Source organism: uncultured Abyssibacter sp. (genome assembly GCF_964000955.1).
Taxonomy (GTDB): Bacteria; Pseudomonadota; Gammaproteobacteria; order Nevskiales; family OUC007; genus Abyssibacter.
This window is the reverse complement of sequence record NZ_CAXFCL010000084.1, coordinates 1-18491: the sequence shown is the minus strand read 5'-3', so window position 1 is coordinate 18491 and position 18491 is coordinate 1. Positions and strand designations below refer to the sequence as shown.

Genomic DNA, 18491 nt, shown 5'->3' with positions numbered 1-18491 from the left:
GTTCGGGCCGTGTCCACCGGGTCCACGTTGAGAAACAGCCACTGATTCTCCGGTTGGCAGCGGCTCATGTTCGCTACGTGCATCCGCGCGATCAGCGCGTTCAGTTCGATCGCGCGTTCGGTTGGCCACGGGCGGCAGAGAAACTGCAACGGCGCGATCGGTGTCCCGTCGCTGTCGGTGACGCGCAGCAACGCCTCGTGCCCGATGGCGCGATGATGGGCATAGCTGAAGATTGGCTGGAAAACACTTTCCAGCCGATAGCCATCGAAATGAGCAATAAAGCAGTTGTCCTCGACGATCAGGTCATCGTTGAGGGCATGCAGGGCGCAGGACATCCGTCTTCAGGTTCCAGTAGCGAAGTGCGTTCTAAGTCGCGGATTTCTAGTCAAGTTTCGTGCCGACCGAATGATACAGATTGAATGTCGGCCGTGTGGCGGCAACGTCCTGGAAGCGTGCCTGGATCAGAGCGTCCCTAGAGTCCGGCCGGATCAACGGTCAGCGTCGTATCGTCCAGCTGCTTGAGCAGTGCGCACTGCGTATGGATTTTCGGCAGTTCGTAGCGGAAGAAATACCGACAGGCGGTGAGCTTGCCGTCGTAGAACGCGCGGTCGGCGTCGGGCGCGTTGGCGCGATTGCGCAGCGCGACCCCGGCCTGTTCCAGCCACTGCCAGGCCAGCACGACGTGACCGAGCATGTCGAGATAGATCGTGGCATTGGTGAGGAAGCGGTCGAGCTGGCCGGACATCGCCGCGCCGACCAGGGTCTGGGTGGTGCTACCAGCGGCCGCCAGCGCCTCGCGCAGGCTGGCGGCGAACTCGCCCAGTGTGTCGTCGCCGGCATGGCGCTCGACGGTTTCGGTAATGGTCGCCACCAGCAGTTTGAACGCGGCGCCGTCCTGCATCAGCACCTTGCGGCCGAGCAGGTCCATGCCCTGGATGCCGTGCGTGCCTTCGTGGATGGGGTTGAGGCGGTTGTCGCGGTAGAGGCGCTCCACCGGGTAGTCGCGCGTGTAACCGTAGCCGCCGAGCACCTGGATCGCGTGCTTGTTCGCTTCCAGGCAGAACTCGCTGGGCCAGGATTTGGCGATCGGCGTCAGAATTTCGAGCAGCAGTCGGGCATGCGCAATGGCATCCTCATCGCCGCCGGCATCGACGGTATCCACCAGGCGGGCACAGTACAGACAGAGGCCGTAGGCGCCCTCGACCGCCGCCTTCTGGGCCAGCAGCAGGCGGCGGATGTCGGCGTGCTCGATGATCGCGACTGGCTTGCTGGTCGGGTTCTTGTCCGCCGCTGGCCGACCCTGTGGCCGGTTCTTCGCGTAGTCCAGGGCGACCTGATAACCGGCATACCCCAGCACGGCCGCCCCCATGCCAACGCCGATACGGGCCTCGTTCATCATGTGGAACATGCCGGCCAGGCCCTTGTTGGCCGTGCCGACGAGGTAGCCTACGCAGTCCTCGGATTCGCCAAAGTTCAGCACGGTGTTGACCGTGCCGCGGTAGCCCATCTTGTGGTTGAGGCCGGCCAGTCGCACGCCGTTACGCGCGCCCAGCGAGCCATCGTCGTTGACCATGAACTTGGGCACGACGAACAGCGAAATGCCCTTGGTGCCCGGTGGGGTGTCTGGCACATCGATCTTGGCCAGCACCATGTGGACGATGTTCTCCGACAGGTCATGCTCGCCGCCGGAGATCCACATCTTGGTGCCGACGAGGTGATAGCTGCCGTCCGGCTGAGGGATGGCGCGGGTCTTGATGTCACCCAGTGACGAGCCGGCCTGGGGCTCCGAGAGGCACATGGTTCCGAAGAAGCGACCCTCGATCATCGGGCGCATGTAGCGCTGCTTCTGCTCGTCGCTGCCTACGATGCGCAGCATGTTTGCCGCCGCGCCGGTCAGGAACGCGTAGCCGGCGGTGCCGATGTTGGCCGCCGAGAACAGCGAGGCGCAGGCCTGGGCGATGGTATAGGGCAGCTGCAGGCCGCCGTCCTCGGCGTCGAAGGCCATGCCCAGAAACCCGCCGTCGATGTAGGCGTCCACCGCCGCCTTCACCTCGGGAATGATGTGCACGCGCTCGCCGTCGAAGTGCGGCTCGTTGGCGTCCAGCTTGGCCGCATGCGACTGGAACTGATCCACGGCGAGCTGCTCGGCCGCGTCGATCACCGCGTCGAAGGTTGCGCGATCGTGATCGGCGTAACGGTCGAAGGCCGTCAGCGTGTCCGCCTCCAGGTATTCGAACAGCAGGAAGTCCAGGTCCCGGCGATTGATCAGTGAGCTCATGTACGCAGGTGTTTATTTTTGTCGGGCGCCGATCTTGCCATCCTCGTCCGGCCGCGGCCAGACGTGAGCTCGGCTTATGTGGAGGTCTCGCAGGGCAGCAGCTCGAAGGCTTCTGAGATGCCTTCGTAGCCGCCGGACGCGCTGGCGCCGACATGGCGGACGCGATAGATGCCCGGCTCGGTCTCCGGTTCGACGATCCAGGTCACCCGCGCGTGGTTCTCGCCGGTGGGCAGCGCCGCGGCGATGTATTCGAAGCGGGTGAACCAGTCCGCGTCGGCCCGGATGGTCGCCCAGCTTCCATCGGGCTGTTGCCGCTCGATGTAGAGCAGGCTCTCGTCCAGGCGCATGTCGTTGCGCGGGTGGCCGGCGGCGAACTCCACCACGATTTCGATGCGCGCGTCGCCCAGCTGGTACTGCGTGTCCGGCTGGGTCGCGACATCGCCGAAGGCGCCGCCAGGTATGCCATCCGGCGCGAGCATCGGGTTCAGCATCAGGCTGCGATTGCTGCGAAAGCCCGGATTGGCGTAAGGGCTGCTCGCCGGTTCGTCATTGCGCAGCTGAGTGGCGATGCGCACCAGCTCCTGTTCCAGGGCTTCCTGCGACCACGGGCCGAACACGGTCGAGGCGCCTTCGTAGTATTGCTCGGAGTATTCCTCGCGCGTCGTCAGGTAGTGCACGAAGCCGTTGGACAGGCCCGAGATCACCGCATAGTCGATGCCCGCATCCTCCAGGGTATCGAGCACGGCGTCACGGATGCGTCGGCCGGACATCGTCGTGACCTCCCAGGGCGCCGCGATGATGGCGAGGTTGCCGAGAGTGATGACTTGCAGCTTGACCGTCTGCGGCTCCAGCGTCTGCGTCGGCAGGAACGGTGAGGGCAGGCCCAGCGGGAAGATGATGGGCTTTTCCGCATGGCAGGCGTATCCGATCAGGTCGTAGGCCACGTTGTCGCAGCCGACCGGCACGATCAGGCCCGGCGGGATGGCGCCGGCCGAACCGGCGGAGAAGTTCTCCTCGATCAGTTCGACGATGGCGTCCAGGTCGGTGATGTCGGTGCAGGTCTGGCCTTCCGCGGTCGGGCCACGGCCGTCCTCGGCGCCGCCGGCGAAGGACACGCCCAGCGCGCTGGTGCAGGTCTCGTAGACGTCGTTGTCCGGTTGCAGCGCATCCGGATAGGCGCGCGGCGCATCCACCTGCACGGTGGAGAAGTCGATGAAGATCGATCGATGTCCGACGCCGCCGGTCAGCGTTTCCTCGGCATCGTCATAGAGGTCGCGGGCACGGCGGTACTGCTTGTAGCCGGCGATCAACGCGTTCTCGGCCTCGGTGCGTCCACCTGCGCGGTTCTGGAACCCGTCGGAGTTCAGGTCGCGCAACTCCGCCTCGGTGAGATCGACGATGAACAGGTTGGGCGAGGCATCACCCTCGTCGGCCTGCATGAAACCGGCGAGAAAGTCCGGATCGGTGTCCGCGAAATCCTGCTCGAAGCGGTAGCCGGCGTAGCCCTTGTTGTCCCCCGACAGCTGGAGGTTGTTCTGCCAGATGGACGTGCCATGGATCGCGTACCAGTTGAGCATGCCGACCGCGGTGCCGTCGTCGCGCTCCAGCTTGAGCAGGCTCATCATCCGGTTCGTGGTGACCTCGCGGCCCTGGGTGTCGACGAACGCCAGGCGCTCGTCTTCCGGGTTCTGCTCGTAGGCCTCGATCGAGCGATTGACCGTGCCGTTGAGCAGCTCGCCCTGATTGAAGCGAATCGGCCCCGGCGTGGCGCTTTGCAGGGCGTCGTGCGCGCGGGCGATGGCATTGATCACGCCGGAGACCGCGTGCTCCAGCGCCTGCGCGTCATGGCCCAGCGTGAGCACGTGATAGGCGTCGAAGTGGGATTGCCCCGCCGCGGTGGCGTGGCTGTGCGAGGCGTTCATCAGCAGGTTGCTGTCGGTGTACAACGCGCCGAGCACCGGGTCGTCGGCCAGCCGGTCCAGCACGGTCTGGCGGATGGCGTGAAACATCAGGCCGATGTCCATCTGTACCAGCACCACACGCTCGCTGGTTCCGCTGCAATCGGATTCGATGATGAAGGCGCGGGCGTGCTGGCGGTCGAGCAAACCGTTGGAGATCTGGTCGGTGTCGACATACCCGGCCATGTTGGCGCCGATCGGGCCGGTGATGTCGCCCCGGCCGGCGGCGTAGCGAAAGCGGGTGTTCTGCGCGCAGCCGCCGCTGTTGAGCGCGGCGTCCTGAGCCCGGCTCGCGTTCCGGGGCGCGTAGTGCGACAGATCGGCCAGTGGCGCGTCAGGCTCGGGCCGAGCGACCGCGAGAATCTCGGCTTCGGTCAGCGCGTCGACACTGCACATCAGGTCCACCGGTGGGTCCGGGTCATCCTGCGCCGTACGCGGTTGCGGGCTCTGACCACAGGCCTGCAACAGGCCGCCGAGCAGTAACAGCAGTGGCAGCCGCACGCGGCTCGGGATGCGAGGGTGGTCAGACATGGTGGTTCCCCGGATGGCGCAATGTTGCGAGCGTATGAAGTGCCGCGGCGATTGCGCAACATATGCCATTCACCAATGACCACTGCGACTGCCACGGAGACTCGCGACATGGACATGATCAACTGGGACGATTTCACCCGGGTCGAGCTTCGCGTGGGCACCATCGTCGCCGCCGAGCCGTTCCCGGAGGCGCGCCGGCCCGCCTACCGCCTGCGGGTGGATTTCGGTCCGGAGATCGGCGAGCGCAAATCCAGCGCACAGATCACCGATCTTTATGCGCTGGAGGATCTGGTCGGGCGGCAGGTCATCGGCGTGGTGAATTTTCCGCCGAAGCAGATCGGGCCGATGCGGTCGGAGTGTCTGGTTACCGGTTTTTACCGCGACGACGGTGCGGTGGTGCTCGCGGTGCCCGATCAGGCCGTGCCCAACGGCGCGAAGCTGGGTTAGTCGTCGGGCTCGAGTTGGTGGGCGATCACCGCGGTGAGGCTGAACGGCTTGTCACCCAGCGATTTGACCAGTGCCGGCGGCAAGTGGCGCTTGGCGATCTGCACCACGCCAACATGCGAGGACCCACCGCGCTTCGACACCGGGCCCTGCCAGGCCTCGATCACCGGGTAGGGCGAATCGTCGGCGCGCGTCGCGCCGAACCCGATGCGCGCGAGGCCGGAGGGAATCAGCGCCGTCGCGCCCTTAGCCAGCGGCCGCGTGGACGCCTCGATGACCAGCTGGCTGCGCAGATGGCCGGCGGCGCGCTCCAGGCCGCGTCGGACCGCCGGGTTTTGCGCCACGCGTTCCATCGCCCGTTCCACCCGCGCCTGCGCGGCCAGTCGCAGTGAGCGCGGGCCGGAAGGCGGGGCGCTCAGCGCCGGTGCGGGCGGGGCCGGGAGATGCCCGTCGATCTGCGCCACGATGCGCACGGTTTCGCCATCGGTGTCCTGACGCGTTTCCACATCCACATCGATGCGCAACAATGGTTCGCGACCGAACAGCCCGGGCACGGTCGCGCGCAGGCGAGTGTGCTCGGTGCCGGCGCCCAGGGCGGGCACCGAATGACGGTCCGAGGCGCCGGATCGACGACGCCAGCGAGGCAGCAGCTTCGGCATGACACATCTGTCGGCAAGGAGGCATCGATGATACAGGACACGAACCGGCGCACTTGTCGCGGTTTTGTCGTGTCCGGCCGCGTGCAGGGCGTGGGTTTCCGCGCCGCGACGCGGGAGACCGCGCAGCGCCTGGAACTGGCCGGCTGGGTGCGCAATCGCTCGGACGGTTGCGTGGAAGGCGTGGCCTTCGGAACCGCCGCGCAGCTGGAACCGTTCACGGAATGGCTGAATCAGGGGCCCGCGATGGCACGGGTCGACAGCGTCTGGCATTCCGACGCGGTGGAAGACGACACGCTGTCCACCGGCTTCGAGATTCGCTGATCCGGATGAGCTCGCGGCGTTGCTAAACTCCGCCGTCTTTTCCGCAGGTTCCCAGACACCCTTGGATGCCACGGTTCGCCATCTGCCGATTGACCTGATCCGGCCCGGAACCTACCAGGCGCGGCGCAGCTTCGATCCCGAACGCATCGCCGAGCTGGCCGCGTCGATCCGCGAGTCCGGGGTGGTGCAGCCGGTGGTCGTGCGCTCGCTGGACGACGGCTACGAACTGCTGGCCGGCGAGCGTCGCTGGCGCGCCGCGCAGCAGGCGCAGCTGCACGAGATTCCGGCCATTCTCCGCGATGACCTCAGCGACGATGAGGCCATGGTGCTGGGGCTGATCGAGAATCTGCAACGCGAGTCGCTGACGCCCATCGAGGCTGCCGCCGGGTTGCAGTTTCTGGCCGATCACTACGAGCTGACCCACGCCGAGGCGGCCAAACGCATCGGCAAGTCGCGCGAGTACGTCAGCAACTACCTGCGCCTGCTCAAGCTGGCCGAGCCGGTACAGAAGCTGGTCAACGAGCGGCTGCTGACGCTGGGCCATGCCAAGGCGCTGGCCGGCCTGCCAGCGGCCATGCAGCCGGGAATGGCCATGGACGCGGTATCCGGCGGCTGGTCGGTGCGGGTGCTGGAATCGCGGTGCCGCGCGGCGCTGAAGGACCGCACGGCGGGCGAGCGCGCGCCGCGTCGCGATGCCCAGTGGCAGGCGCTGGAGCGCGAACTGACCGAGGCGCTGGGCAACAAGGTGGCGATCGACTTCGATGGCGCCCGGGGAGAACTGCGCGTCGCGTTCCACAGCCTTGATGAATTCGACGGTATTCTGGAACGACTGGGCGTTCGAACGCCCGGCGAATAGCGAGAAGATCCCCGTCACCATCGGCGGGGCGGGGGAGACGATGACACTCTGGAAGCCCTTGGCGGGCCTCTTCGCGGCCCTGGCGCTGGCCGCGTGTGGTGGTGGATCCGGTTCGCCGGGAACCGGTGACGAGGTTCCGGTCGAACTTTGCGTCGCATCCGACTGCGGTGAACTGATCGTGCTCGCCACCGTTCCCGATGCCGAGAACCTGCTGTTCACGCCGGGCGGTCGCCTGTTCGTATCCGGTGGCACCAACGTGTTCGAGGTCGTACGCACCGGTGACACCACGGTCGAGCTGACGCCGCTGTCGCCCACCGATTGCAACTTCACCGGTCTCGCCCTGCGTGGCTACACGCTGTACGCCAGCTGCGGCAGCGGCGAGTTGTACGCGGCCGCGTTGGACGCCGAGCCCGAACTCGCGCCGATCCATACCTACGAGAACACCGCCCTGCCCAACGGCATGGCAACCGGCGCCGACGGCGCGCTGTACGTGACCGACGGGCCGCTGCCCGGAAACGGCAGCCTGCCGTCGCCCAAGATCATCCGGCTGCGCTTCGCCGAGAACGATCCGATGCAGGTCGTTGAGCAGATCACCTGGCTGGACGACGGGCTGGCGTTTCCGAACGGGCTGGTGCGGCGCGGGAACCTGCTCTATTTCACCGATTCCTCGATCCTGCCGGTGGAACTGGGCGCCGTGCGTTCGGTGCCGATCCTGCCGGATGGCAGTGCCGGCGATGTTGTCACCGTGGCGACCTTCGCCAGCCTGCTCGATGATCTGACTTCGGTTGGCGACCGGCTGATCGTCACCGGATACCTGTCCGGCCGCATCGTGCTGCTGGGGGCGGATGGCGTCGAGATCAGCGGGACGGCGTTGGGTGGATTGTCGTTTCCCTCGTCGGTCATCGTCGGACAGCCTCCGATGTTCCGACCGGACGAGTTGCTGATCACCGAGAAGGGCATCCTCGGTGATACCGCGTCCGGCGTCGGCAATCGGCTGACCCTGTTGCGGCCGAACCCTTCCTGAGCCGTTGATCCGTCGGCACGACCGTGCAGCCAGAGCCGTCCGCCAGCCCCGATGATCTGCCGCGTCGGATCGGCAGCTTCCGCATCCTGCGCCTGCTCGGCGAGGGCAGCATGGGGCGTGTTTATCTTGCCGAACAGGAGACGCCGCACCGTCTGGTCGCGCTGAAGGTGCTGCGCAGCGCGGTTGCCTCCGATGTGTTTCGTCGGCGCTTTCGGCGCGAGATCGAACTCATGGCGGCGCTCGGTCAGGACGGGATTGCCCGCGTCTACGAAGCCGGGGAGACCGAGACCGATGGAGGCCGCCTGCCCTATCTGGTCATGGAGTACATCGAGGGCGAGGATCTGCTGGCCTACGTTGAACGTCGCGCGCTGCCGTTGCGGCAGCGGCTGGAACTGCTGGCGGCGCTGTGCCGCATCGTGCATGCCGCGCATACCCGTGGTGTGATCCACCGTGATCTGAAGCCGGCGAACGTGCTGGTGGATTCCCACGGTCATCCCACCGTGCTGGACTTCGGCGTCGCCCGCCTGGTGAATCAGGGGGACATGACGCAGATGACCAGCGCGGGGCAGGTGATCGGAACGGTCGCGTACATGGCCTGGGAGCAGATGCTGGAGTCGGATCAGGTCGATGCCCGGGCCGATGTCTACGCCCTTGGCGTGATTGCCTATCGCGTGATCAGCGGCCGGCATCCATACCCGCAGCTCAGTGAGATGTCGCTGGTCAGTGCGGTCCGGGTGCTGGGCGAGCAGACGCCGCGCAGGCTCCGCGAGGTCTGCGGCGAGGCGGGAGCCGACATCTCCACGGTGGTCATGAAGGCGATGGCGCGCGAGCCCGGCCAGCGATACGCCTCCGCCGCGGAACTGGCGGCCGACATCGAACGCGTGCTGCGCCGTCAGCCCATCGAGGCGCGACCGCCCACGGCCGGTTATCTGCTCGGCCTGATGGTGCGCCGGCACAAGGCATTGGCGGCGGCGGTCGGGGTCGCCCTGCTGTCGCTGGTCGGCGGTGCGGTGACCGCTGCCTGGTTCGCCTGGGGCGAGGCACGAGCCAGGGTCGAGGCGGAGCAGCGCGGCGCCGAGGCGGTTGCGGCCAACGAGTTCCTGCAACAGATGTTTGCCGCGGCCACGCCCGCTGTCGCCCGTGGCCGCGAGCTGGGCGCGGACGACGTGCTGGACTTCGCGCGATCATCGCTGGATTCCGATGCGGCGGATTATCCGCCGCGGGTGCAGGCCGAGCTCAGACGCGGTTTGGGCATGTCCTACAACGCATTGGGCCGGCTCGACCCCGCGCAGCAGTTGCTCGCCGAAGCCCTGGTTCTGGCCGAGCGGCATTTCCCGCCGGGCTCCGAACCACTGCTGCGTACGCAGAACGACTATGCCCGCGTGCTGCTGAACCATGGCCGCTACGCCGAGGCCGAGGTGTTCCTGCAAGACGCGCTGCGGGCGATCCCCGCTGATGACGCCGGGACCGCGCCATGGCGTCTGGCGCTGACCGCGCGGCTCGGGCACGCGGTCTGCGAGCAGCAGCGTTTCGGGGATTGCGACACCTTGCTGGAACCGGCGCTGGCGGAGGCGCGGCGCCGACTCGGGCCTTCCGACGACACGACCCTGGAGATGATGGAGTGGCGTTGCTTCGCGCTGGCGCCGCAGCATCGCTATGACGAAATCGAGGCGCTGGCCACCGACATGCTGGCCGCCCTGATGCCCAAGTATGGCGCCGACCATCCACGCACCTTTCATGCGCGCGAGTGGCTGGCCAAAGTCGACCAGGTTCGCGGGGACCTTGATGCCGCGGAGGCTCGCATGCGCGACCTGCTGGCCGACCGGATTCGGGTGCAGGGCACCGACAATATCGATATCGCCCAGACTCGGCACCGCTTCGGCATGCTGTTGATGGAGCAACGCAACTGGGCCGAGGCCGAGACTGTGCTGCGCGACGCATGGGCGGCGTTCGAACAGGCGCGTGGCCTCTACGACGTCGGCACGCTGGTGTCGATGGTCGATCTGTCGCTGTCGCTGGAACCGCAGGGCAGGGATGACGAAGCCTTCGCGCTGCTCGGGCAGGTGGTTGCCCGGCTGGATGCGATGTCGCGCGATGTCACGTCGCCGGATGTCTCGTTCTACGGTTACTACGCCGCGGCGCTGGATGAGCGCGGACGTCATGCCGAGGCGCTCGCGCTGTTCGAGCGCATGGAGCCCCGCGCCCGGGCACTGAAATATCCAACGTCGCCGTCACTCGGTATCTTCATCGCCAACATGGGACGCTGTCTGGCCAACAACGGGCGCATTGATTCCGCCCGCGCATACCTGAACGAGGCAGTTGCGCTACTGGATGCTTCGCTGGGCGCGGATCATGCGGAAACGCGCGCGGTTCGCGACTGGCTTGCGGCACTGGACGACGCGCGATGAAACGGCTTGTCGCCGCCGTACTCGCAGGGCTGGCCCTGCTCGCGATGGTGCTGGCCGCGTTGCAGTATCAGGATCTTCGCCAGGCCCGAGCCCGGCTGGCCGGCGTGCAGCCCGGTGCTGTGGATATCGGCTTCGCCCAGTTCATGAGCCTGCATCATCAGCAGGCGGTGCAGATGGCGCAGATGATGGTCGGCGACGAGTCCACCGCCATTACCAACCTGTCGCGGTCGATCATCGGGACGCAACTGCTGGAACTCGGCGAGATGCGGGGCTGGTTGCGCCTGTGGAATGAGCCATTCCTGCCGAATACCACGAGCATGAGCTGGATGCTGCTGGCGGACAGTCCGCCCAGCCCGGCACTGGCGAAATATCTGCTCGACTGCGAGGCCTCACCCACAGGGATGCCCGGGCTTGCCACTGATGAGCAGCTGCGCCGCCTTCGCTCGTTGCAGGGACGCGATCGCCGGCGCCTGTTTCTGGAGTTGATGCTGGCCCATCACGAAGGTGGAGTGCCAATGGCCCGGTTTGCCGCGGAACATGCCAGAATTCACGCAGTTCGACGGGTTGCCTCCAACATCGTGTTGGAGCAGTCCAGGGAAATTGCCGGCATTCGCGTCATGCTGCACGCGCTGCAGCAGACGCCGGCCGAGTCGCCGCGACCTCCGGGCTGACGCCGGCAACCGCCTGGCGCGAAACGGGCAGGGCGCGCGGCGGCCGGGTGCGGGGCCGCGAACAGAACAACAATGCGGGAGACAACGATGAGATCAATGGCAGCCATGGCCCTGCTGGGCTTCGCGACCGTCGTGCTGAGCGGCTGCGGGGGCAGCGATTCGGCACCTTCCACACCGGTGGGTTCGGAAGGGCCGCCTCCGAAGGCCGTCTGCGGCCCCGGCTCCAATCCGGAAACCGGCATGCAGGGCCGCGTGAGCAGCGAGGACCACACCAGCGGTCGAGCCGCCGAGGGCTACACCTGCAACACCGAGCTGGTCGGTTCGTACACCACGCCCAATGCGATCGGCACGGTGGGCGGGTTCAAGGTTGAACGCTACGTGGACGCGCAGGGCAACGAGTGCGCCTACTACGATTCCACGCTGCTCTTTCCGACCAACCTGCTGGATGTCGAAGCCGGCGTGAATGTCATGGACATGTCGGACCCGGCCAACCCCGAACTGGTCACGCGGCTGCTGACGCCGGCGATGCTCACGCCGCACGAGTCACTGGTCGTGTCGCAGGAAGGCGGCGTGCTGGCGGCGGTGATGGGCAATCCCGGTTTCTACCCCGGCATCGTCGATGTCTACGACATTTCCGAGGATTGCCGCAGCCCGCAGCTCCGCTCGTCCGCGCTGGTCGGCAACCTGGGTCACGAAAGCGGGCTGGCGCCGGACGGTCGCACGTTCTATTCGGCCAATCCGGGCACGCCAACGCTGGTCGCGCTGGACATCACCAACCCGCTGCTGCCCACGCGGCTGTGGAGCGGGCCGTACTACTCGCACGGATTGTCGGTGAGCCAGGATGGCAATCGTGCCTATATCGCCTCCGGCAACGGGCTGGGCATGCTGATTCTGGATGTGTCCGAGATCCAGGCGCGCGTCGAGGACCCGCAGGTCTACGAAGTCGCCAACATCACCTGGCCCAACATGACCATTCCGCAGAATGCGATCCCGTTCACGCGTGATGGCAAGTCCTACGTGCTGGAAATCGACGAGTATTCCGCCAATCAGGCGGATGGCGGTGTGGCCGCGCACGGGGACGTGGTGGGCGCCGGGCGCATCATCGATATTTCCGACGAGACCGCGCCGGTGATCGTCTCCGACCTGCGCCTGGAAGTGCATGAGCCGGAGAATCGTGCGGAGATCGCGGGCGATCCCGGTGCGTTCCTGCCCATCCAGGGTTATGCCGGGCACTACTGCAATGTGCCGACGCGGGTGAACCCGGACATCGCGGCGTGCAGCATGATCGTTTCCGGTCTGCGCGTGTTCGACATTCGCGATCCGGCCAATCCCAGGGAAATCGCCTACTTCAACGCGCCGGTCCAGCCGCGCCTGACCCCCGTGTTCGAGGCCAGCAACTGGGCGATGTCCAGTCCGGCCTTCGTCCCCGAGCGCAAGGAGATCTGGTACACGGACGGCTACAGCGGTTTCTACGTCGTGCGGGTGACCAACGACGTCTGGTAACCGACGGGCGCCGCCCCGTCCGCATGGGATTTCATGCCGCTGTCACGCCCCTCGGCTAGCCTTTTCTCTTTGGAATTCGGCTACCGCTGGGGGCACAGGTGGACTCGAAAAAGGGTGATGAAAAGGCCGGCGCTCGTCTGAGCCGCCGCGAGGTGCTGACCGGCGTGCTGGGCGCCGCGGCGACGGCCGGCCTGGCCGCCTGCGGCGGTTCCTCATCGGGTGACGGGTCCGAGCCGATCGATCGGCCGATGCCGCCGGACGCTGTGACGCTGCCCTCCCCGGAGGACGCGGGCTTCGATCACGTCGTCATCGTGATGATGGAGAACCGCACCTTCGACCACATGATGGGCTGGGTGCCCGGTGCCGACGGCATTCAGGCCGGCGTGCAGTACGAGGACAAGAACGGCGACCTCATCCAGAGTTTTCCGCTCGCCGAGCACCAGGAGTACGGATTCCAGGGCTGCGGCAAGGAAGACCCCGCGCACAACTACAGCGCCGGCCGTGCGCATTTCGCCGGTGGCGCAATGGACGGCTTTCTCAAGACGGTGGGTGACGCCAGCGTCGAGATCGACCATTTTCCGGTCGGTTACTACCGACGCGAGGACCTGCCGTTCTTCGATGGCTGCGCGACGCACTGGACCATTTTCGATCGGTTCTTTCACGGCATCCTGGCGTCGACGTTCCCCAACCGGATGTACCTGCATTCGGGCCAGACGGACCGGACCAGCAATTCGCTGGACATCTCCTCGCTGCCGACCATCTGGGATCGGGCGGACTCCGCCGGGCTGAGCAGCGCCTACTACTTTCACGATCTGCCGGTGACGGCGCTGTGGGGCGCGAAGTACCTGACGCGTTCACGCCGCTTCGAGTCCTTCCTGCTGGAGGCCGCGCTGGGGCAGCTCCCCAACATCTCCATTGTCGATCCGCGCTTCCTCGGCGAGGCACCCAACGGCATCAGCAACGACGACCATCCGCAGGCCGACGTGCGCAACGGTCAGGCCTTCATGGCATCGATCTACGACGCGGTGCGCAACAGCCCGAACTGGGAGCGCACCGTGCTGGTGTACTGCTACGACGAGTGGGGCGGGTTCTACGACCATGTCGCGCCTCCGCTGGCACCGGTGTCGGATGACGAGGCGGCGCTGGAGAATGACGGCCGACTGGGCTTTCGGGTGCCCGCCATCGTGATCGGGCCTCGCGCCCGCCGCGGGCATGTCGCCCACGAGCAGTACGACATCAACTCGGTGCTGAACATGGTCTGCTGGCGCTGGGGTCTGGAGCCGCTGGGCGTGCGTGGCGACTGGTCGCTGAACCTGGCCTATGCGCTGGATTTCGACGCCGAACCCGATTTGTCCGCACCGGACTTCGGTGTGCCGCTGGGGCCGTTCGGCGTGGAATGCACGACCGGACTGCCATTCCCGATTCCGACCTTTCCCGGTTCGCCGCTCAAGCCCGGAGAACTGAGCAGCGCCAGCATCAGTCACGCGCAGCACAATCTGGAATGGTTGTCGCTGCGCAACGTGGCGCGCAAATACGGATTTGACGTGTAGTGGTGCGCGTCCCGTGTCCACGATGGCTGGCCGTGGCCATGCTGGCCAGTCTGCTGGTCGCCTGTGGTCAGAGCGCGCGGGTAGCCGAGCCGGTGGATCAGCCGCCGACCACCGATCCCTCGCCTGATCCCAACCCCGATCCGCCGGTGCCCGGTGGGCCCTACGTGTCCGCCCATGCCGGCGGGACGGGTCATGCGCCGGACGAGTCCATGCTTGCCTTCGAGAACGCGGTGCGCCTGGGTGTCGACGAGCTGGAGATGGATACCATTCTCACGGCCGATGGCGTGCTGGTGCTGATTCACGACGAGACCCTGGACCGCACCACCGATTGCAGCGGCAACATCTCGGAGATGAACCACGCCGACTTCGCCGACTGCGATGCCGCCTACTGGTGGGAGCCGGCCGAGGCGAACACCCAGCATCGGCCCGAGCGCGAGCATCCGCTGCGCGGGCAGGGTGTGCGCATCGAGCGCGTGGAGGACGTGTTCGCCTGGATCGCGCAGATGGGCGAGGATGCGCCGCGCGTCAACATCGAGATCAAGATCGAGAGCGACGAGTTGCCACCCACCGGCAATGCCATCGCCGAGGCGCTGGTGCCGCTGATCCAGGCCACCGGGCTCAAGCACAAGTTCGTCGTCCAGTCCTTCCTGCCCACCGCGCTGGATCTGGTGAAGCTGCGTGACCCGGACATTCGCACGTCATTTCTGGTGGGGCAGGTTGGCGCCACGTTGTGCACCAACGGCGTGCTGTATGCCACGCTCATGGGTCACGATATCGTCTCGCCGGAGTACGTGATTTCCGACCTGGATCTGTGCGTCAGCATCGCCCAGGCCGCGGGGCTGGAGGTGCTCCCCTGGACGGTGGATCGGGAAGAGGACATGCGGCGGATGATCGATCTGGGCGTGGACGGTGTCATCACCAACTACCCGGCGTGCCTGCTCAACCTGCTGGGTCGCGACCTGCCGGGTCAGTGGCTCACGCCCGCGCTGGTGCAGCCGCCCGGCTTTCCGATGTGTGCCGAATGAGCCGGTGAGTGCGCACATGCGGATATCCGGACTGATTGGCCTGATCGCGCTTGCCGCGATCACCGCAGGCTGCGGTGATTCCGGGCACGGCTCGCATGCGCCGGCACCGCCGGACCTTGCTGCGAGCGAGCTGAATCCGGCGCCGTTGCCGCTGGGCTGGATGTTGCCGGAATCCCGTGAGCTGTGCGAGGTGGCACCCGGCGTGCTGCTGCATCGGATTCTGCGCGGTACGGCCGAGGAATCGGCGCTGCCGCTGCCCTGCGGTGAGGTCCTGCTCACGCAGCTGGTCGGCGGCGGTTCCCCGGCCTCGCTGTTCGATACCGGGCCCTACGCCTTTCACATCCTGGAGATCGATCCTCAGCGCTTTTCCGGTCACCTGGCGCCGGCGCTGGCGCAGAACCGGATCGCCGGCAAGGCCACGCCCTCGCAGATGGCTGCCGAGGTCGGCGCGCTGGCCGCCATCAATGCCGGATTTTTCGTGGTGGGACCGGGCGGCACCGCCAGCGCGGAACCCGAGTCAGGTGCGGATGGCCTTGCCGGTGATCCGGCCGGCATCACCGTGATTGACGGCGAACTGCTGTCCGAGGCCGTCGGTACCCGGGAGGCGCTGGTGTTCTCGCGCAGCCACTGGGATATCCGGTTTCCACGCACCGGCACGATTCTGGAGCTGGACCTCGACGGACAGGTTCTGGAGCTGGACGGCATCAACCGCATGCCCGGCGCCATCCGCAATTGTGGTGGCCGTGGCGGCGACAGCCCGACCGAGGACGCGCGCCATGACGTCACCTGCACCGATCCCGACGAGCTGGTCCGGTTCACGCCGGCATGGGGTATGGACACGCCGGCCGTCGACGGTCTTGAAGCCGTGTTCGATGCGCAATCCCGGCTGATCGAAACACGGTCACCCGGTGGTCCGATCCCGGCCGGCGGCGCCACGGTGGTGGCCACCGGCACCCGCGTCGATGAACTGCTGGCGCTCGCGCAGCCGCAGGCGCTTGGCGTTCCGCAGGCGAGCTTCACGATGGACGGCGAGCCGGCGCCCGTGTCGGCCGAGGTGTCGATGCTCAACGGCGGGCCGGGGCTGGTCCGCGGCGGCGAGGCCATGCTCACCGACCGGGAGGGCGGGTTCCGTCACCCCGGCAACCCGCTGTTCGGCCTGACCTGGGTGGATGGCCGGAATCCGCGAACGCTGATCGGCCGCACGGCGACCGGGCGGATTCTGCTGGTGGTCTGCGACGGCCGGCAGCCAGGTTGGAGTGCCGGGCTGCCGCTAGGGGATGCCGTGCGCGTCATGCAGCATCTGGGCGCCGTCGACGCGATGAATCTCGACGGCGGCGGCTCATCGGCCATGGTGGTCCACGGTCAGGTGGTGAACAAGCCGTCCGATGGCATCGAACGCCCCGTGTCCGATGCCCTGCTGGTCATGACCGACTGATCGCGAGCCGCTTCAGTCCGGCGTGTTCTCCTCATTCTCGCGCCGCTTGGCGATGAGATGCCGACCCGCCGCCGCCAGCCCGGCACCGACCACGGTCGCCGTGCCGACCGCGCCCGAGCTGCCGAGGCCGCCTTCGTCCGGTGACGGGTCATCCGGCGTTTCGCCCACCGGCTCGTCGATTGCCGCACGCGTGCGGTATTCCTCGGGAATGGTGATTTCGTAGGTCGCGCCGCCGGTGCCGGAGCCGTCGGAATCGCTGGGACCGCGCTGGCTGCTGAAGTAAAGCCGCGAACCATCGGCGGTGAATGCCGGACCGGTGATCTCCGAGCCGCCCTTGGTGATCTGCATCAGCAGCTTGGCCTGACCATTCGGGACGACGACCACGAGACGCATCAGCGCGCCGTCCTCGGCGACCAGCACGTCGCCCGCCGGGCTCACGACCACGTTGTCGACCTGGTTGAACCCGGTCTCCATCTGCATGTTCTCGTTGTCGTAGATCAGCTCGATCAGCTCGTTGTCGATGTCGTAGGCCCAGACGCGGTTGTCGCCCTTGGTGGCGAAGAACATCACGCCTCGGGTCGGTACCGCGCCGGCGCTCGGGATCTGGCGCAGTTCCTCCGGAATTTCGTAATACCAGATGCCTTCGCCGCTCTTGAATTCGGTGCCCAGCGTCGTGGTGTCGTTCTGGAAGGTCGGAAACAGGCCGCCGCGTCCGGAGGTGTCGATGTCCACGGTTTCCCAGGTCGCGCGGACGGCCGAGCGCACGTCGGCCGGGTTCTCCGGGTAGCCGCCGTCGGCGAAGCCCTCGATGGTCAGCACCTGCAAGGTGCCCGATTCCATCGCCATGCGGGTGACACCGTTTTCTTCGCTCAGATCGCTCGCGTCGGACACGAAGCGCCAGAAGCGCTGGTTGCCGCCGTCCTCGGTCATGTAGCAGGCGTGGTGAATCGGATCGATCGCCGCGGCCTCGTGCGGGAAGGAACCCAGCGCGGGCTTGCGCACGGCGGTGGATGCCGAACCGAACGGGTCGCACTCGTGGATCTGGCCGCCGGTGGTTTCCTCGCAGGACATCCAGGTGCCCCAGGGCGTCAGCCCGCCGGCGCAGTTGTTCCGGGTGCCGCGCAGGATCGGATAGGCGTCGATCAGGTTGCCGTCGGCATCGAAGCGCAGGGCGCCCACACCGCCCGGCGTGTCCTCCGAATTCGACACGTAGACCCAGCCGCCATCGGCCTGCGACGAGTAGACGGCGCCGCCATCGGGGTCGAGGTGCCACTCGAAGCCGAAGGCGTTCGGCTGGTTGGTCAGCGGATTCAGGCCGTGACGGGCGACGCAGCGCACGTCAAAGCCGGGCGGCGCGAACACCTCGTCGTCCACACCGTCGATGGCGCCGGCGGTCAGGGTCTTGTGCTCGACATCCGGGATATTCGCCAGCGGGCCGATCGGGATGGGCAGTTCCGAACTCATCTGCGCCCGCGCCCGCGAGATCAGCAGCTGTGGCGAACCGGCCGCCGCGGCGCCGAGAAAGATCGATTTCAGAACGGAACGCCGTGATAGCGCAATGGAAGAATTCGAGGACACCGTGGCTCCCAGGTGAATGCCAAAGACCGGAGAGGCTAGCGGGCGGGTGTTGCAGCTCGATGATGATCCGGCGGCCAAGGAAGCACTGATTGATTCACGCCGCCAAGTTGCCGCCTGAAATGAGGCCAGGCAAGGCGCGAGGAGAGAGGTTTGGTCATTCCAAATGAACGACGAGCAACGCAGTCTGGCCTCATCTCAGGCGCAATCCGGATGGAACGGGCCGGTTTTCCCGCAATCCTGTGTTGCGAAG

The 18491-nt window shown here is 66.7% G+C and carries 15 protein-coding genes; 10 read left to right on the top strand and 5 right to left on the bottom strand.

Annotated features, from left to right (window positions below; translation table 11 throughout):
* The 3 genes from ABNS06_RS03950 to ABNS06_RS03940 all read right to left on the bottom strand — a co-directional run.
* Window positions 1-335: hypothetical protein (locus tag ABNS06_RS03950; RefSeq protein WP_348672696.1), on the bottom strand; the 335-nt coding region annotated here is incomplete at its 3' end.
* A gap of 137 nt (window positions 336-472) precedes the next feature.
* On the bottom strand, window positions 473-2278 hold the full coding sequence (locus ABNS06_RS03945) for an acyl-CoA dehydrogenase (protein ID WP_348672695.1): 1806 nt from the start codon (window positions 2276-2278) through the stop codon (window positions 473-475).
* Between the two features lie 74 nt (window positions 2279-2352).
* On the bottom strand, window positions 2353-4767 hold the full coding sequence (locus tag ABNS06_RS03940; protein WP_348672694.1) for a neutral/alkaline non-lysosomal ceramidase N-terminal domain-containing protein: 2415 nt from the start codon (window positions 4765-4767) through the stop codon (window positions 2353-2355).
* 108 nt (window positions 4768-4875) lie between these two features.
* Between ABNS06_RS03940 and ABNS06_RS03935 the strand changes: the two genes are divergently transcribed.
* Window positions 4876-5214 carry a tRNA-binding protein gene (locus ABNS06_RS03935; RefSeq protein WP_348672693.1) on the top strand — a complete coding sequence of 113 codons (339 nt, stop codon included), beginning with the start codon at window positions 4876-4878 and terminating at the stop codon, window positions 5212-5214.
* On the opposite strand, the gene ABNS06_RS03930 is transcribed toward ABNS06_RS03935, so the two are convergent.
* Window positions 5211-5870: a hypothetical protein gene (locus ABNS06_RS03930; protein ID WP_348672691.1), complete on the bottom strand. Its 660-nt coding sequence runs from the start codon at window positions 5868-5870 to the stop codon at window positions 5211-5213. The genes ABNS06_RS03935 and ABNS06_RS03930 overlap by 4 nt on opposite strands.
* Window positions 5871-5897: 27 nt before the next feature.
* Between ABNS06_RS03930 and ABNS06_RS03925 the strand changes: the two genes are divergently transcribed.
* The 9 genes from ABNS06_RS03925 (at window position 5898) to ABNS06_RS03885 (ending at window position 16663) form a co-directional block, all read left to right on the top strand.
* Complete coding sequence (locus tag ABNS06_RS03925; RefSeq protein WP_348672690.1) at window positions 5898-6191, top strand: acylphosphatase; 294 nt, start codon at window positions 5898-5900, stop codon at window positions 6189-6191.
* A 61-nt stretch (window positions 6192-6252) separates the two neighbouring features.
* Window positions 6253-7047, top strand: a complete 795-nt coding sequence (locus ABNS06_RS03920; protein WP_348672689.1) for a ParB/RepB/Spo0J family partition protein — start codon at window positions 6253-6255, stop codon at window positions 7045-7047.
* Window positions 6995-8071, top strand: coding sequence for a hypothetical protein (locus ABNS06_RS03915; protein WP_348672688.1), 1077 nt, complete (start codon window positions 6995-6997; stop codon window positions 8069-8071). Before ABNS06_RS03920 ends, ABNS06_RS03915 begins: the two co-directional genes overlap by 53 nt.
* A gap of 23 nt (window positions 8072-8094) precedes the next feature.
* A complete protein-coding gene (locus ABNS06_RS03910; protein ID WP_348672687.1) occupies window positions 8095-10479 on the top strand; it encodes a serine/threonine-protein kinase in 2385 nt (794 codons plus the stop codon).
* Entirely contained in the window at window positions 10476-11150 is a 675-nt protein-coding gene (locus tag ABNS06_RS03905) for a DUF305 domain-containing protein (protein ID WP_348672686.1), read from the top strand. The genes ABNS06_RS03910 and ABNS06_RS03905 overlap by 4 nt, the downstream gene beginning before the upstream one ends.
* Window positions 11151-11237: 87 nt before the next feature.
* On the top strand, window positions 11238-12653 hold the full coding sequence (locus tag ABNS06_RS03900) for a hypothetical protein (RefSeq protein WP_348672685.1): 1416 nt from the start codon (window positions 11238-11240) through the stop codon (window positions 12651-12653).
* A 98-nt stretch (window positions 12654-12751) separates the two neighbouring features.
* Window positions 12752-14203: an alkaline phosphatase family protein gene (locus ABNS06_RS03895; RefSeq protein ID WP_348672684.1), complete on the top strand. Its 1452-nt coding sequence runs from the start codon at window positions 12752-12754 to the stop codon at window positions 14201-14203.
* A 38-nt stretch (window positions 14204-14241) separates the two neighbouring features.
* Window positions 14242-15228: a glycerophosphodiester phosphodiesterase family protein gene (locus ABNS06_RS03890; RefSeq protein ID WP_348672697.1), complete on the top strand. Its 987-nt coding sequence runs from the start codon at window positions 14242-14244 to the stop codon at window positions 15226-15228.
* Window positions 15229-15244: 16 nt separating this feature from the next.
* Window positions 15245-16663, top strand: a complete 1419-nt coding sequence (locus tag ABNS06_RS03885; RefSeq protein WP_348672683.1) for a phosphodiester glycosidase family protein — start codon at window positions 15245-15247, stop codon at window positions 16661-16663.
* A gap of 12 nt (window positions 16664-16675) precedes the next feature.
* On the opposite strand, the gene ABNS06_RS03880 is transcribed toward ABNS06_RS03885, so the two are convergent.
* Entirely contained in the window at window positions 16676-18241 is a 1566-nt protein-coding gene (locus ABNS06_RS03880) for an alkaline phosphatase PhoX (protein WP_348672682.1), read from the bottom strand.
* Window positions 18242-18491: the final 250 nt, after the last annotated feature.

Bases quoted from the DNA above. Each gene is read 5' to 3' on its own strand.
- ABNS06_RS03900 (WP_348672685.1), top strand. From the start codon at position 11,238: ATGAGATCAATGGCAGCCATGGCCCTGCTGGGCTTCGCGACCGTCGTG.
- ABNS06_RS03940 (WP_348672694.1), bottom strand. From the start codon at position 4,767: ATGTCTGACCACCCTCGCATCCCGAGCCGCGTGCGGCTGCCACTGCTG.
- ABNS06_RS03930 (WP_348672691.1), bottom strand. From the start codon at position 5,870: ATGCCGAAGCTGCTGCCTCGCTGGCGTCGTCGATCCGGCGCCTCGGAC.
- ABNS06_RS03945 (WP_348672695.1), bottom strand. From the start codon at position 2,278: ATGAGCTCACTGATCAATCGCCGGGACCTGGACTTCCTGCTGTTCGAA.
- ABNS06_RS03915 (WP_348672688.1), top strand. From the start codon at position 6,995: ATGAATTCGACGGTATTCTGGAACGACTGGGCGTTCGAACGCCCGGCG.
- ABNS06_RS03890 (WP_348672697.1), top strand. From the start codon at position 14,242: ATGCTGGCCAGTCTGCTGGTCGCCTGTGGTCAGAGCGCGCGGGTAGCC.
- ABNS06_RS03935 (WP_348672693.1), top strand. From the start codon at position 4,876: ATGGACATGATCAACTGGGACGATTTCACCCGGGTCGAGCTTCGCGTG.
- ABNS06_RS03925 (WP_348672690.1), top strand. From the start codon at position 5,898: ATGATACAGGACACGAACCGGCGCACTTGTCGCGGTTTTGTCGTGTCC.
- ABNS06_RS03885 (WP_348672683.1), top strand. From the start codon at position 15,245: ATGCGGATATCCGGACTGATTGGCCTGATCGCGCTTGCCGCGATCACC.
- ABNS06_RS03905 (WP_348672686.1), top strand. From the start codon at position 10,476: ATGAAACGGCTTGTCGCCGCCGTACTCGCAGGGCTGGCCCTGCTCGCG.